The 14,149-nt window shown below is 73.4% G+C and carries 13 protein-coding genes; 6 read left to right on the forward strand and 7 right to left on the reverse strand.

What is annotated here, in order from left to right; genetic code table 11:
- Nucleotides 1-106: 106 nt before the first annotated feature.
- Nucleotides 107-1,186: an NAD(P)/FAD-dependent oxidoreductase gene (locus ACZ6JT_RS05750; RefSeq protein ID WP_469207518.1), complete on the reverse strand. Its 1,080-nt coding sequence runs from the start codon at nt 1,184-1,186 to the stop codon at nt 107-109.
- Between the two features lie 66 nt (nt 1,187-1,252).
- On the opposite strand from ACZ6JT_RS05750, the gene ACZ6JT_RS05755 reads away from it, so the two are divergent.
- Both ACZ6JT_RS05755 and ACZ6JT_RS05760 read left to right on the forward strand, forming a co-directional pair.
- Nucleotides 1,253-1,873: a helix-turn-helix domain-containing protein gene (locus ACZ6JT_RS05755; RefSeq protein ID WP_469207520.1), complete on the forward strand. Its 621-nt coding sequence runs from the start codon at nt 1,253-1,255 to the stop codon at nt 1,871-1,873.
- Nucleotides 1,870-2,397, forward strand: coding sequence for a nucleotide triphosphate diphosphatase NUDT15 (locus ACZ6JT_RS05760; protein ID WP_469207522.1), 528 nt, complete (start codon nt 1,870-1,872; stop codon nt 2,395-2,397). Before ACZ6JT_RS05755 ends, ACZ6JT_RS05760 begins: the two co-directional genes overlap by 4 nt.
- Before the next feature lie 96 nt (nt 2,398-2,493).
- On the opposite strand, the gene ACZ6JT_RS05765 is transcribed toward ACZ6JT_RS05760, so the two are convergent.
- The 4 genes from ACZ6JT_RS05765 to ACZ6JT_RS05780 form a co-directional block, all read right to left on the reverse strand.
- Nucleotides 2,494-3,159, reverse strand: a complete 666-nt coding sequence (locus ACZ6JT_RS05765; RefSeq protein WP_469207524.1) for a GOLPH3/VPS74 family protein — start codon at nt 3,157-3,159, stop codon at nt 2,494-2,496.
- A gap of 141 nt (nt 3,160-3,300) precedes the next feature.
- Nucleotides 3,301-5,361, reverse strand: coding sequence for an MDR family MFS transporter (locus ACZ6JT_RS05770; RefSeq protein WP_469207526.1), 2,061 nt, complete (start codon nt 5,359-5,361; stop codon nt 3,301-3,303).
- Nucleotides 5,362-5,472: 111 nt separating this feature from the next.
- Nucleotides 5,473-6,828 carry a 6-phospho-beta-glucosidase gene (locus tag ACZ6JT_RS05775; RefSeq protein WP_469207528.1) on the reverse strand — a complete coding sequence of 452 codons (1,356 nt, stop codon included), beginning with the start codon at nt 6,826-6,828 and terminating at the stop codon, nt 5,473-5,475.
- A 192-nt stretch (nt 6,829-7,020) separates the two neighbouring features.
- Nucleotides 7,021-8,010 carry a helix-turn-helix domain-containing protein gene (locus ACZ6JT_RS05780; protein ID WP_469207530.1) on the reverse strand — a complete coding sequence of 330 codons (990 nt, stop codon included), beginning with the start codon at nt 8,008-8,010 and terminating at the stop codon, nt 7,021-7,023.
- Nucleotides 8,011-8,226: 216 nt separating this feature from the next.
- Between ACZ6JT_RS05780 and ACZ6JT_RS05785 the strand changes: the two genes are divergently transcribed.
- The 3 genes from ACZ6JT_RS05785 (at nt 8,227) to ACZ6JT_RS05795 (ending at nt 10,683) form a co-directional block, all read left to right on the forward strand.
- Complete coding sequence (locus ACZ6JT_RS05785) at nt 8,227-8,895, forward strand: helix-turn-helix domain-containing protein (RefSeq protein ID WP_365469225.1); 669 nt, start codon at nt 8,227-8,229, stop codon at nt 8,893-8,895.
- A gap of 64 nt (nt 8,896-8,959) precedes the next feature.
- The gene (locus ACZ6JT_RS05790) at nt 8,960-9,517 is read left to right on the forward strand and encodes a toxin-antitoxin system, toxin component (RefSeq protein ID WP_351291935.1); all 558 of its coding nucleotides are present in this window, start codon (nt 8,960-8,962) and stop codon (nt 9,515-9,517) included.
- Nucleotides 9,514-10,683 carry an MAB_1171c family putative transporter gene (locus ACZ6JT_RS05795; RefSeq protein ID WP_469207533.1) on the forward strand — a complete coding sequence of 390 codons (1,170 nt, stop codon included), beginning with the start codon at nt 9,514-9,516 and terminating at the stop codon, nt 10,681-10,683. The genes ACZ6JT_RS05790 and ACZ6JT_RS05795 overlap by 4 nt, the downstream gene beginning before the upstream one ends.
- A 19-nt stretch (nt 10,684-10,702) precedes the next feature.
- On the opposite strand, the gene ACZ6JT_RS05800 is transcribed toward ACZ6JT_RS05795, so the two are convergent.
- Both ACZ6JT_RS05800 and ACZ6JT_RS05805 read right to left on the reverse strand, forming a co-directional pair.
- Complete coding sequence (locus ACZ6JT_RS05800; protein WP_469207535.1) at nt 10,703-11,479, reverse strand: bestrophin-like domain; 777 nt, start codon at nt 11,477-11,479, stop codon at nt 10,703-10,705.
- An 86-nt stretch (nt 11,480-11,565) separates the two neighbouring features.
- Nucleotides 11,566-12,168, reverse strand: a complete 603-nt coding sequence (locus ACZ6JT_RS05805) for a hypothetical protein (RefSeq protein WP_469207537.1) — start codon at nt 12,166-12,168, stop codon at nt 11,566-11,568.
- Between the two features lie 202 nt (nt 12,169-12,370).
- Here ACZ6JT_RS05805 and ACZ6JT_RS05810 point away from each other — a divergent pair, with 202 nt between their 5' ends.
- Entirely contained in the window at nt 12,371-14,113 is a 1,743-nt protein-coding gene (locus ACZ6JT_RS05810; protein ID WP_469207539.1) for a serine/threonine-protein kinase, read from the forward strand.
- Nucleotides 14,114-14,149 lie beyond the last annotated feature (36 nt).

Consider the following 14,149-nt stretch of genomic DNA (forward strand, 5'->3'; position numbering starts at 1 on the left):
GTCCAGAGCCTGCGCGGACGGACGGCGACCGAAACCCGCACAACTGTCCGATACGAGCCGTACGCGCCCACCCGCCGGGCCGCCGTTCGGCCAGGCCCCGCCTTGCTCAGCCGCTGACCAAGCCGGCCCCGGCCCCCGTAACCGCACCCGTAACCGCTCCCTCACCCGCTCCCGCACCAGCACCCGTGCCCGCGCGGTGCGCCGCCAGGGCCCGGCGGACCTCCTCCTCGATCAGGTCGGCGTTCACGGCGACCGCCGCACGCACCCCCTGCGCCGCCGCGCCCGCGACCTGCTCCATCGGGGCGGTCACGTTGCCCGCCGCCCAGACCCCGCGCAGCGCGGTAGCGCCGCTCACCGGGTCGGACTCGACGCAGGTGCCGAGGGCGTGCCCGTCCCGCTCCACGACGGTGGTCGGCAGGCCCAGGCTGGTCAGGACCCCCGAGCGGGCGGTGAACCGCGGGGCCACCACCAGGGCCGCGCACTCCACGCCGGAGCCGTCGGCCAGGGTCACCCCCGTCAGCCGGTCCTCCTCGACCGCGAGCCCGGTCACCTCTCCCTCGACGACCCGGACACCCAGGGCCGCCAGCAGCTCCCGGTCCGCGTCCGTGAGCCGCCAGGTGTGCGCCAGCAGGGTGGTCCGTTCGCTCCAGTGCCGCCAGAGCTGTGCCTGGTGCACGGCGACGGGTCCGTCGGCGAGCACCGCGATCGGCAGGTCCCGGACCTCCCAGCCGTGGCAGTACGGGCAGTGCAGCACGTCCCGGCCCCAGCGCGCCCCGATCCCCGGCACCGCGGGCAGCTCGTCGACCAGGCCGGTGGCGACCAGCAGCCGCCGCGCCCGGACGGTCGAGCCGTCCCCGCAGCGGACCAGGAAGCCCCCGTCGGGCAGCCGGTCCGCGGCGATGGCCGTGCCCGGCCTGATCTCACCGCCGTAACCGGCCACCTCGGCGCGTCCCCCGGCCGACAGCGCGGCCGGGCTCTCCCCGTCCCGGCCGAGGTATCCGTGCAGGTGCGCGGCCGGGGCGTTGCGCGGGCTGCCGGAGTCGAGCACCAGTACCGAACGGCGGGCCCTGACCAGCGTCAGCGCACCGGCGAGGCCGGCGGCCCCGCCTCCCACGACCACCACGTCGAATACGTCGTCCCTCGCGTCCGCGTCGCCTGGATTCCTCGAGTCCTGTGCGTTGTCCATGCCTCCGAGGGTCCGCCCGCAGGCTCCGGCTTGACAAATGTTCTTGCCGAAGTGGCAAATGGAGCCATGGCCACCGAGGAGCGGGACAAGGAACTCGCCGGCGTGCTCACCGCCGTGGGCCCGCGACTGCGCGCCCTGCGCCGGCAGCGCGGCACCACGCTGGCCCAGCTCAGCGAGACCACCGGGATCTCCCTCTCCACCCTCTCCCGGCTGGAGTCCGGACAGCGCCGGCCGACGCTGGAGCTGTTGCTCCCGCTGGCCAGGGCGCACCGGGTGGCGCTCGACGAGCTGGTCGGCGCCCCGGAGACCGGGGACCCGCGGGTGCGCCCGCGCCCCTTCGTCCGGCACGGCAGCACCTACGTGCCGCTGACCCGCAAGTTCAGCGGGGTGCACGCCTTCAAGCAGATCCTCCCGCCCCTCGAAGGCCCGCCGCCCGAGCCGCCCGAACTCCAGGTCCACGAGGGCTACGAGTGGCTGTACGTGCTGTCCGGGCGCATCCGGCTGCTGCTCGGCGAGCACGACCTCGTCCTCGGCCCCGGCGAGGCCGCCGAGTTCGACACGCGCACCCCGCACGCCTTCTTCAACGCGGGGCCGCGGGCAGCGGAGTTCCTCAGCCTCTTCGGCCCCCAGGGCGAACGCATCCACGTCCGCGCCCGGCCCACCACTTCACCGGAAGGACGTCCATGACCACCACCGGAGAGCGCCCCGAGCGGGCCGTGCCGCAGCCCAACGCCGTCGTCGGCGTGGGGCTGGTCGTCATCGGCCCGGACGGCCGGGTGCTGCTCGGCCAGGCACACGACGGCCGCTGGGAGCTGCCGGGCGGCAAGGTCGACCCCGGGGAGGGCTTCGAACAGGCCGCGGCCCGGGAGCTCGCCGAGGAGACGGATCTGCGCGCGGCCCCCGAGGCGATCCGCGTCCTCTCCGTGCAGATCGACGCGAAGTCCGGCCTGACCCGGCTGACGGCGGCCGCCGTCACCACCTCGGCGGAGGGGGTCCCCACCGTCACCGAGCCGCACAAGATCGCCCGCTGGCAGTGGTTCACCCCGGCCGAGATCCCCGCGGCCCTGTACGCGCCGTCGGCGGCCGTGCTGCGCAGCTGGCGCCCGGACCTCGCGAGCCTGCCGCACGTCCCCTCGTACGACTACCCCACCACGAGTCCCGCCCCGGGCACGGGCGCGACTCCGGGCACGGGCCCGGCCACGAGCGCCTGAGGCCTCTCGGAACGGCGCTGAAGCCAGCCGAAACGGCCCTGAGGTCTGCCGATACGGCCCTGAGGCAGCCGACACCGCAGAAACGCCGGCCCGACCTCACGCCGTGAAGGTCGCCGCCACCGTCGCGGCCGTCACGGCCACCATCGCGGCCTGCAGGTCGCGGACGGCCGCCCGGACGCTCTCGGCCGCCCACTGACCGGCGGCTATCTCCGCCGTCCTCGGGGCCACCGCGTCGCGGCGCCGGTCCGGGAACGCCAGCCGGTGCAGGCCTGTCGCGTGGATCAGCGCGATGAGGCCGGCCGTGCGCTCGTCCGGCTCGGCGCCCTCGATGACGACGGCGTGCAGCCGCTCCCGCAGGGCGCGCTCGGCCGCGCCGTCGGTCTCGGGGTAGCGCTTCTGCGGGAACATCCCGAGCACCTTGTGCACTTCCGCCGTCACCAGGCCGCGCTCGACCAGGCGCTCCACCGCGGCGCCGACCGCCTTGGTCTGGTCCCTGGTCAGCCAGTCCGTCACCCGGCGCTTGGCGCGTCCGCGCAGCCAGCCCTCCATCGACAGGATCCGGCCGTCGAGCAGTTCTTCCCCGGTGGGCGTGGTGTCGCGCAGCTCCAGGTACTTGTCGGCCACCGACACCCGCTCGGCCATGACCAGTTCGAGCAGGATCGCGGCCGCGGCGGCCCAGCCCGCAGCCTGGCGCCGGCGCGTCTCCCCGGACTCGTCGTCCAGGGACAGCAGCACGATCTCCTCGGCCAATGTGATTCCCATGTCCGCTCCCCCGTCCGCCGTACTCCACAGGTGTCGTAGGGGAGGACGTCCGACCGCCGACGGAAGTTCCGATTCCGGTACGTGTCCGCCCGGCGCCCGGCTACCCCGCTACGTGTCCGCCCGGCGCCCGCTCCCGCCCCGCTACGTCCGCACCACCGCCTTCGGCGCGAAGTTCCCCTCGCCCAGGTCCTCGGCCAGCAGCCGCTTCGCGATCGCGTCGGCCGCCACCCGCAGTTCGGCGCTGCGCGGCCGCCCCTTGTCCTTCTCCAGCTGGTCGCCGAGCCACTGGGCCCACGCCGCCGAGATGATCGCGGCCTCCCGCTGCCCGGCCCGGGTGAGGGAGAAGAAGCTGCCCTCGCGGGTGAGGTAGCCCTCCTCCGTCATCCGGTCGAAGACCGGGAGCAGCACCTCCGGCGGCACCGCCCGGCGCGCCGCGATCAGCCCGATGCTGGCCGTGCCGACCGTCCGGGTCATCAGCTCCACCTGCATCACCGTCCACGCGCCCGCGATGTCCAGCCGGGTGTCGCTGGCCTCGACGATCGCGCGCGCCGTGTCGGCTCCCATGTTCCGTACGAGTTTGCCGACCGCCAGCTCCAGCAGCTTGGCCGAATTCCCGCTGGCCGTGGCCGGGGAGGCGAATCCGTCGCCCATGTCCGTGGAGCCCGCCCGGGCGCTGTCGCGCAGCTTGACCTGCTTGAGGAAGAGCCCGGTGAGAAAGCCGAAGACCGCCACCGGCACGGTCCAGAGGAACACCGTGTGCAGGGCCTGCGCGTACGCGTCGATGATCGGGGCCGCGGCCTCCGGACTGAGCCGGTGCACCCCTTCGGGGGTCGACGCGGCCTCGGCCAGCCGTGCCGGGTCCTGCCCGGTGGTCCGCGCCGCCTCCGCGATCCCCGCCTTCAGTTCCGGCCCGAGGTGGTTCGCGTAGATCGTCCCGAAGACGGCTGTGCCGAAGGCGCTGCCGAGCGTACGGAAGAAGGTGACCCCGGAGGTGGCGGTGCCCAGGTCGGCGTAGTCGACGGTGTTCTGCACGGCGATCGTCAGGACCTGCATGGACAGGCCGATGCCCGTGCCGAGGACGAACATGTAGAGCGATTCCAGCAGGGTGCTGGTCCCCGGTTGCATCCGGGACAGCAGGTACAGGCCGACGCCCGTGACGGCGTTGCCGACGATGGGGAAGATCCGGTACCGGCCGGTCCTGCTCACCACGTTGCCGCTGAAGACGGAGGCGATCAGCAGTCCGAAGACCATGGGGAGGGTCCGGACGCCCGAGATGGTGGCGGAGTCCCCGTCGACGTACTGGAGGTAGGTCGGCAGGAAGGTCATCGCGCCGAGCATCGCGAACCCGACGACGAAGCTCAGTACGGAGCACACGGCGAAGACCGGATTGCCGAAGAGCCGCATCGGCAGCATCGGTTCCGCGGCCCGCGTCTCGACGAGGCAGAACAGGGCCAGCGCGACGACGCCGAGCGCGAACAGGCCGATGATCGTCGGCGAGGTCCAGGCGTACTCGTTCCCGCCCCAGCTGGTGGCCAGGATCAGCGCGCTCGCGCCGACCGCGACCAGGGCGATGCCCAGGTAGTCGATGACCGGCTTGCCCGAGGACTTCACCACCGGGATCGTCTTGGCGGCCGCGATCACCACGAGGATGGCGATCGGGACGTTGACGTAGAAGCACCACCGCCAGGTCAGCTGGTCGGTGAAGAACCCGCCGAGCAGCGGTCCGATCACGGTGGCGACGCCGAAGACGGCGCCGATCATGCCCTGGTACTTGCCGCGTTCGCGCAGGGGCACCACATCGGCGATCAGCGCCATGGCGGTGACCATCAGGCCGCCGGCTCCGACGCCCTGGACGCCGCGCCACACGATCAGGAGCGTCATGTTGCCGGCCAGGCCGCACAGGAAGGAACCGCTGATGAAGACGATCGCGGAGATCTGGAAGATGAGCTTTCGGCCGTACAGGTCGCCGAACTTGCCCACCAGCACGGTCGACACGGTCTCGGCGAGCAGGTAGGAGGTCACCACCCACGACATGTGGTCCCCGCCGCCGAGGTCCCCCACGATCGTGGGCAGGGCCGTGCCGACGATCGTCTGGTCGAGGGCCGCGAGCAGCACTCCCAGCATGATCGTGCCGAAGATGATGTTGCGCTGCCGCCGGTCGAGCACGGGTGGCGCGGCGTCTACGGCAGGAGCAGTGGTCACCCTCGCACTCTCACAGCGCACCCGCCCCGCCGCATGCGGCGCTGCGCCGTACGGGGGACCCGACGGCCCGCCGCACCCGCCCGCCGGCGCGGCCACGGCGGCGCGTCCGGGTCAGCGCAGGTACGCCAGCCCCGGGTGCTCCGCCGCGTACCCGTCGAGCAGCCGCCGCGCCACGGCCACGGAGTCCACCAGCGGGTGCAGGGCGAAGGCCTTGACCGCGGCCGCCCGGGACCCGCTCGCCGCGGCCGCGAGGACCTCCCGCTCGACCGCCTTGACGGCCGTCACGAGCCCCACCGCGTGCAGCGGCAGCTGTGCGACGCCGACCGGGTGGGCGCCGTTCGCGTCGACCAGGCAGGGCACCTCGATGACCGCCTCGGCGTCCAGGACCGACAGCGTCGAGCCGTTGCGGACGTTGAGGATCAGGGTGGCCCGCTCGTCCCGGGCGATGGCCCGCATCAACGCGAGCGCGACCTTCTCGTACCCGCCGGACTCCAGGTCGCTCTCGTCGCGCTCGCCGACGCCGGCCGCCTCGCGGTTCTCGGCCATGTACGTGGCCTCGCGCTCGGCCCGGGTCCGGTCCCAGGCGGCCAGCGCCGCCCCGGCCGGCTGCCCGTCCCGGCCTGCCTCGGCGTAGAAGCCGCGCTGCTGGTCGCGCAGGAACGCCCCGCGGGTCTGCCCGGCCTCCTGGTAGGCCCGTACGGTGTCACGGTTGAAGTAGTAGTAGTGCAGGTACTCGTTGGGAATCGCACCGAGGGAGCGCAGCCACTCGGCCCCGAAGAGCCGGCCCTCCTCGAAGGACTCCAGGGCCTTGGTGTCGGCCAGCAGCCGGGGCAGTTCGTCGCGGCCGCCGATGCGCAGCCCGCGCACCCAGCCCAGGTGGTTGAGGCCGACGTAGTCGATCCAGGCCTCCTGCGGCCGGGCCCCGAGCAGCCGGGCGATGCGCCGGCCGAGGCCCACGGGGGAATCGCAGATGCCGATCACCCGCTCGCCGAGCTCCTCGGCCATGGCCTCGGTGACCAGTCCGGCCGGGTTGGTGAAGTTGATGACCCACGCCTCGGGGGCGACGCGCGCGACGCGGCGCGCGATCGCGCGGGCCACCGGCACGGTCCGCAGCCCGTACGCGATCCCGCCCGCGCCCACCGTCTCCTGGCCCAGCACCCCCTCGGCGAGGGCGATCCGCTCGTCCGTGGCGCGTCCTTCCAGGCCGCCGACGCGGATGGCCGAGAACACGAAGTCCGCGCCGCGCAGGGCCTCGTCGAGGTCGCCGGTGGTGGTGACGGCCGGGGCGTCGGGTACACCGGCGGCCTCCGCCTGGTCGCGCAGGACGCGGGCCATGGCGGTGAGCCGAGCCGGGTCCTCGTCGTACAGCGTCACATGGGACACCCGGCCCTCGGCGTGGTCGCCGAGGAGTGCTCCGTAGACGAGCGGCACCCGGAAGCCGCCCCCGCCGAGGATCGTCAGCCGCACGTCCCTACCGCCCTTCGCCCGTGCCGGTGCAGAGGCCACCGTGGGTGCCGGTGGCCGTGGCAGCTCCCGTGGCGGTTCCCGCACCACGATCGTGCCCGAGGTGGCTCCGGCGGCGCCAATGCCACGATCGGTGACACGATCGGTGGCACCGAACCCGCCGCGCGCCCGCCGGCACCAGTCTGCCCCGGCCGCTCACTCCTCCAGCGACGGCACGGCGCGCAGCCTGGCGCCCTGCTGGTGCGCGACCGCGCCACCGCCCCGCACGGGACCCACCGGGGCGCCCTGCGGCATCGACAGGATCAGGGTGATCCGCGTCAGACCCATCTCGTCCAGCATCCGACTGGTCTCGGCCACCATCCGGCAGCGCACCAGCCCCCACCGCGGGTCGGGGTGGCGCACGGTGCGGACCGCCCCGTCCATCTCGGCGGCCTCGGCCCCGCGCATGCTCAGCCAGTGCGGCACCCCGTACCGGTAGGCGGCCTCCATGAACGGGTCACGGGCCACTTCCTGACGGATGCTGCGCAGCCCCTCGTCCTCGGGAGCCGCGACCAGCGCGGCCGCGAACTGCGCCAGCAGCGGTACGCACCAGGCCGGTTCGTGGTCCTCCAGCACGCCCGCCGCGTCCGGGTGGAACAGCACGAAGCGCAGGAAGTTGTCGTCCGGCAGGGCCGTCGGGTGCGGCCGTACGGACTGGAAGAGCTGGTCGAAGGCGGAGTTGGTGAGCGCGACGTCCCAGCGGTGGTCCACCAGGAAGCTCGGGTGGGGCACCGACTCCATGAGGGCCGCGTAGTCGCACAGGTAGTCACGCTGCGCCGGGTCCTCGGGCAGCCGGTTCTCCTCGGCCGCCCGCCACGTGGGCGGCGGGTCGCGGTCGACCATGACGCGGAACAGCCAGAAGCACTGCCGCTCGCTCATCTCCAAGGCCTCGGCCAAGGCGAGCAGTTTGCGGTCCGTCCACTCCTTGACGAGGCCGCGTTCCCAGTTTCCGTACGCGCGCACGCTGATGCGCAGCCGGGCGGCGAGGTCCTCCTGGCTCAGCCCCAGCTCCTCGCGGCGCTGGCGCAAAATCTCCTTGCGTCGCTCCGACCGCACGACGCCTCGTGCGGACTCCTCGCCCGCCAGGCGCTCCTCACCGGCTCGGGCGAGGCCATCGGACGGGCCCACCGCTGCGAGATGTGGCACCGAGAGCTCCCCCTCCTCCGGTCTGGATCTTCATTTCCGTGTGGCGATCCTGCTACCGACTTCATTCGAGTGTCAACTATTGTGGCAATTCCAGCCTCTTGACAGCTCATTCCCGCCACAGCTGTGGCACGTTCTAGCCCTTACAGGCGAGAGCGGCTAGATTCCAGAAGCCGACCATGTGCCGTACCGACTTCGCGCGATCTAGGAGAACCACTGGTGACAGACGGCTTCCCGGCTCCCGTCGCGGTGGCCAACGCACCCCTGGCAGCCACCATCACGCGTGTCGCCGAACTCGCGGGCAAGATGGGCCGCGACCTGAACCAGGTCTTCGACCTGCGGCGGCTCTCGGAGGCCTCCGGCGTGCCCACGGACGTGGTGAGGACCCTCCTCGACGGCAGGCCGGCCGGCGAACCCGATCTGCAGACCCGGTTCCTCCAGCGGCTCGACCTGCTGCGGCGCACGCGCGTCAAACCGAACGGCCGCCGCTACACGCAGCAGGAGATCGCGGACGGCGCCGGCATGTCGCGGCAGCAGGCCGGGGCCCTGATCAACGGTGACCGCCGCCCCACCATGGAGCACTGCGACGCGATCCAGCGCTTCTTCGGGGTGCACGCCGGGTTCCTCACGGCACACGACTCCGACGCCCTCACCGACGCCCTTCAGCGGACCGAGCAACAGCTGCTGCAGGACTTCGCGGGGCGCGCGCGGGAAACCGTACCGGCCTCGGCCGCATCAGCGGGCGATCCGCTGGCAAGACTCCTCCAGAACCACGGTGTACGGGGCATCGCCTGGCGCGCCGCCCAACTGCCCAGCGACAAGCACCGGGACAAGGTGACCGAATGGCTGGACATGCTCCTCGAAAGCGTCAAACCGAATGAATCCTGACCCAGTCGAAAGTCTGGGTCTGATCCTTGAGTCCTGATCCGGATCCGCGCCGACGGGGAGAACGGTGAGCATAGGCAGAGAGCAGCGGCGGTTGTGCGGGGAGCTGGTGGCCGGCATCCGGCTGACCGCCCCCGCGGAACCCGTGGAACTCTACGCTGCCCTCTGCGAGGGCATGAGCAGACACCGCGGCCGACGGGTGGACTTCCGGATGGCCTCGTTCCCCCCGCGGACGGCCAGCGGCCTGTGGCTCGACATGGCGGACCGCGACCTCGTGGTCATCGAGGAACGCACCGCGCCCGACCATCAGCTGGTCATCCTGGGCCACGAGCTGTGGCACATGAAGGCCGGCCACTGCAGCCACCACGTCGACGGGGCCGCCGTCGCCGCGCGCCTGCTGTCCGACGAGGCCGACATCGGCGAGACCGTCCGCCGGGTCGCCGCGCGCACCCGCGCCGACGTCCAGGAGGAGACCGAGGCCGAGACCTTCGGCTTACTGCTGGGAAGTCGGTGCCGGAACTGGCTGGCCGGATCGGCCGGCCACCGGGCTCCGGTCCAGCGCGACCAACTGGCGGGCCGCATCGAGGCGTCGCTGGGCTACCGGGGGCACAGGAACGACCGTTGAACGGCGAGGACTACTACATACCCGCGGCCGCGATGGCGATCTCACTCGCCTTCAAGCTGCCGGCCCTTCGGCACAACTGGCGTGACCCGCTCCTGCGGTCGGTCGTCGCCCTGCTGACCCTGGCGGGAGCGGTGTTCTTCTTCGCCGCCCCGCCCACCATCGCGGCGGTCAACCGCTGGACCGGGATCGTCAACGTCTCGGCCCCCCTCGTGTACTGCCTGATCACCGCCTTCAGCGCCTCCTGCCTGGTCCTGATGGTCAACTGGCGGGGCGGGGAGCCGGAACAGACCCGACGCGTCTCGCGCCGCTGGATCAAGGGCTACAGCCTCGTCATCGCCGCCCTGGTCGTGCTGTTCGCCCTCGGTGACACCCCGGTGGAGCGGCTGCGCGACTTCGACACCTTCTACGCGAACACCCCGTACATCGGGATGATGATCGCCCTCTACCTGCTGGCCCACCACGTGGCCGCGGTGGTGATGGTGGTCCTGTGCTGGCGCTGGTCGCTGCAGGTGCGCGGCTGGCTGCGGGTCGGCCTGATGATCATCGTCTCCGGCTACATCTTCAACCTCACCTACGACGCCACCAAGATCTCCGCGGTGGTCGCCCGCTGGCTGGGCCACAACCTCGACGACCTCAGCACCTACGTCGCCCCGCCGCTCGCGGCCCTGGGCGCCCTGATCAGCGCGATGGGCTTCGTGGTCCCCCTCGTCTGCCAGCGGCTGTCGGACCACTGGCAGACCTGGGCGACGTACCGCCGGCTCGGCGCGCTGTGGCAGGAGGTGCAGATCTCCGCGCCCAGCGGCACGCCCTCCGTGCAGATGGCCTGGTGGTCGGCGGCCGAGCTGCGGGTGATCCAGCGGGAGTCGGACATCCACGACGGCTTCCTGCACCTGGGCCCGTACTTCGACAAGGGCCTGCGCGACGACGCGTACGAGAGCGCCGTCGCCACCGGAGCCGACGAGGAGACCGCCCGCGCGGTCGCGGACGCCGCCATGGTCGCGGCCGCCGTACGGGCCCGTTCCGCCGACCCCGAGGGCAAGATCATCGGCGAGGACGAGGAGACCCCGCTCGACACCCCCGACGTACCCCGCGACCTGCTGCGGATCTCCCACGCCCTGCGGCATTCACCGGTGGTGCAGGCGGTCCGCCGGCAGGTGGCGGTGTAACGGGCGCCGACCGGCGGGCTCAGCGGGCCGCGGTCACCGCCGTCTTCGGGAACAGGTCCTGGAACGGCCCCGCCGAGTCGATCCCCTCCCGCCCGTAGGGCGCGTCGAAGCTCCACACCATGAAGAGCAGGAACACGATCAGCGCGCTGAACAGTCCGGCGAGCAGCAACTCCCGCCCGGAACGGCGGATCTGCAGGGTGAAGATCAGCCCGACCGTGACCACCCCGCCGACGAGCAGCCCGAACCAGACCACGCTCGGCAGCGTGGACTCGGAGCTCTGGGTCCGCGAGTGGCGGGCGTCGTCGGCGGCCGCGATGTGGTCCAGCAACGGCTGGTAGGCCTGCGCCTGCAGCTCGGTGGCCGGGCTCTGGTGGGTGACGTCGCTGCGCAGCTTGCCCAGGAGCCGGGCGCCCTCGGCCGACGCGCCCTCCCCTGAGGTCAGCAGCGGCCAGTCCACGGCGACGGTGTGGGTGACGTACGCGTCCACCTCGCCGCGGATCCGGTCGCGGACCGCGGCCGGGTAGACGTCGGCGCGCTGGGTGACCTCGTACAGCGCCTGGGCCTCGCGGCGCACGCTGTCCTCCGCGGCGCCGCGCGCCTCCCAGACGCCCGCGATGGCCAGGCCCAGCACGATCGCGTAGACCACGCCCACCATCATCGTCATGTACTCGATGACGTCGGGGGTTTCGCTGGTGTCCTCGTCGTCCGCGGCCCGGCGGTGCCGGATCGTGGTGATGGCGAGGACGACGGCGCAGACGAGCGCCATGGCAATGGCCAGGACCAGCCATTCGGACACGTGGGTTCTCCCGGTGTGGGTGGGGTGGGTGGAGTGGGCTGAGTCGGGTGGGTCGGGCGGGTCGGGTCGCGCCGGGCGCGGCGGGGTCAGCCGCGGCTCTTGGAACGCGGGCGCAGGGCGGCGGCGGCGAGCACGGCCGGGGTGGTGACGACGACCATGAGCATCATGGTCGACATGCCGTTCGGGCCGCGCCGCTCCAGTGCCACCGCGCGGTACGGACGCACGTGGAAGGCGCTCACGCGGGCGACCGCGGCCCGGGGCCCGGGCGGGGCGGCGGCGGGCGCCGTCGTCCTCTCCTCGGCGGGATCCGGCGCGGGCTCCGGCGGCTCCGCTTCCCCGGCCGCCGCCTGCGCGGCAGGCTCCGCCGGATCCGGCGCGCCCGGCGGCCGCACCGGCTCCGGCAGTCCGGGCCGCGCCGGCCGTCCGGGACGCTCCGGGGCGGCGGCCGGCACGGGCGTCCGCCCCGGGTGGTGCACGGTCGGCCGGTCGGCGCCGGGCACGGCCGCCCGTACCGAGGGCCGCCCGGAAGGCCGTGCGAGGGGCCCCCTCGGCTGCGGCCCCTTCATCGGCACGCACAGGTCGACGCGGGCGCCGCGGCCGTGGCCGTCGCCCGCGACCGCCACGTGGCCGTGCAGCGGGCAGAGCGCCGCCACCAGCCCCGCCCCGGCGAAGTACTGCCAAGCGGTCACGCGCGTCCTCCCGAATTCCGCGGCGATGCATGGTCACCGGTCACCGGTCACCGGTCACCGCTGAAGAAACGATCAAGGCCCCGGTTCGACACGCCGCGCAGGGAACGCGAACCCGGACGCGGGGATCACGTCACCCGGTCGTGCGTCCGCGCGAGCGTGCGCCCGGCCCCGCCCCGCACCGGTGATGCGGCATGATGGCGCCATGGGGACCCAGGGGGAGAACGCCCGACTCATCGCCGGGCGTTACCGGCTGGACGCCAAGCTCGGCCGCGGTGGCATGGGCGTCGTGTGGCGCGCCACCGACCAACTGCTCGGCCGGAGCGTCGCCGTCAAGGAGGTCGCCCTCGATCCCGCGCTGTCCGAGGACGAGGCCCTGCTCCAGCGCGAGCGCACGCTCCGCGAGGCGCGCGCGGCCGCGCAGCTCAAGCACCCGCACATCATCGTGGTGCACGACATCGTCGAGGACGACGAACGCCCGTACATCGTCATGGAGCTGGTCGAGGGCGTCTCCCTCGCCGACCGGCTCTCCCGTACCGGCCCGGTGGACCCCGCGGAGGGCGCCCGGATCGGGATCGCCCTGCTCGGCGCCCTGCGCACGGCGCACGCCGCGGGTGTGCTGCACCGGGACATCAAGCCGGCGAACGTGCTGCTGGAGGCGCCGGGCGGCCGGCCCGTCCTCACGGACTTCGGCATCGCGCAAGTGGCGGGCGCGACGACGCTGACCTCGACGGGGGCCTTCGTCGGCTCCCCGGAGTACACCGCGCCCGAACGGATGTCCGCGCAGACGCCGGTGGGGCCGGAGTCCGACCTGTGGTCGCTGGGTGCCCTGCTGTGCGCTGCGGTGAGCGGCGCCTCCCCGTTCCGGCGGGACTCGCTCGGCGGGGTGCTGCATGCGGTGGTCTACGACGAGATCCGGCCGCCCGCCGCGTGCGGGCCGCTGCTGCCGGTGGTGCGGGGGCTGCTGGAGCGCGATCCCGCCGAGCGGCTCGGCGCGGAGCAGGCGGAGCGGCTGCTGCGGGCCTATGCGGCGGCGGCGCCCGAGTACACGCCGACGCAGGACGTGGTCAGGCCCGCCGCACCGGTACCCGTACCGGCGCCCGTACCGACTCCGCCGCCCGCACCGCTGCCGTCGGTGCCGACGTCCGTGCCCGCCACGGCGCCCGTGACCGCCCCCGGGGCCGCGGCCCCGGCGGTCCCCTCCCCCGCGAAGCGCCGGCCGGCTGCCGCGCTGATCGCCGGTCTGCTGGTGGCCGCGATCGCCGGCGCGGGCGTATCGGCCGCCGCCCTGCTCATGAACGACGACGATCGCCCGCGGCAGGCGTCCACGAGCGGGGGCTCGGGCGGCCGCAGCGCGGCCACGGACGCGGTCACCTCCGCACCTCCCGCATCCACCACGCCCGCGCCCACCACCCCCACGCCCTCCTCCGGCGGCCCCGGCGGGCGGACCGGGACGGCCAGTCCGGCGGCGCAGCCGGTTGCCCCCTCGTCCGACGACAAGGCCGCCCCCGCCGGCTACCGCGTGGTCGAGGACCCGGAGGGCTTCTCGCTCGCCGTCCCCCTCGGCTTCACGCGCAAGGTCGAGGGACCGCGGATCTTCTACATGTCCCCCGGCGAGACCTTCCGCATCGGCATCAAGGTGGCTGATCCGGAATCGGGCGGACCGCTCGCCGTGCACCAACGGGCCCACGCCAGGGGGCCGTCGAACAACCCCGGCTACCGGGACGCCGAGGTCGTCGCCCGCACGCACGACGGCCACGACGCCGCCCTCTGGCTGTTCACCTGGAACGGCTTCTCGGCGGCCGAAGGCCCCCGGCACACCCGCGACCTGTGCTGGGAGGAGGGCGGCCGGCTGTACGACGTGTGGGTCTCCTCGCCGGTCGGGCGTTCCGGCGAGGCCCGCGGCTACTTCGACACGGCGGTGCGGACCTTCGTACGGACCGGCTGAGCGGCGGACCGGGACCGTTCCGCCCACTGCACCCAC

This window comes from Streptomyces sp. NPDC046308 (assembly GCF_055588065.1).

What these genes read in the sequence shown, in the direction of transcription:
- ACZ6JT_RS05750 (WP_469207518.1), bottom strand. Translation starts at nt 1,186, where the DNA reads ATGGACAACGCACAGGACTCGAGGAATCCAGGCGACGCGGACGCGAGG.
- ACZ6JT_RS05760 (WP_469207522.1), top strand. Translation starts at nt 1,870, where the DNA reads ATGACCACCACCGGAGAGCGCCCCGAGCGGGCCGTGCCGCAGCCCAAC.
- ACZ6JT_RS05810 (WP_469207539.1), top strand. Translation starts at nt 12,371, where the DNA reads ATGGGGACCCAGGGGGAGAACGCCCGACTCATCGCCGGGCGTTACCGG.
- ACZ6JT_RS05765 (WP_469207524.1), bottom strand. Translation starts at nt 3,159, where the DNA reads ATGGGAATCACATTGGCCGAGGAGATCGTGCTGCTGTCCCTGGACGAC.
- ACZ6JT_RS05755 (WP_469207520.1), top strand. Translation starts at nt 1,253, where the DNA reads ATGGCCACCGAGGAGCGGGACAAGGAACTCGCCGGCGTGCTCACCGCC.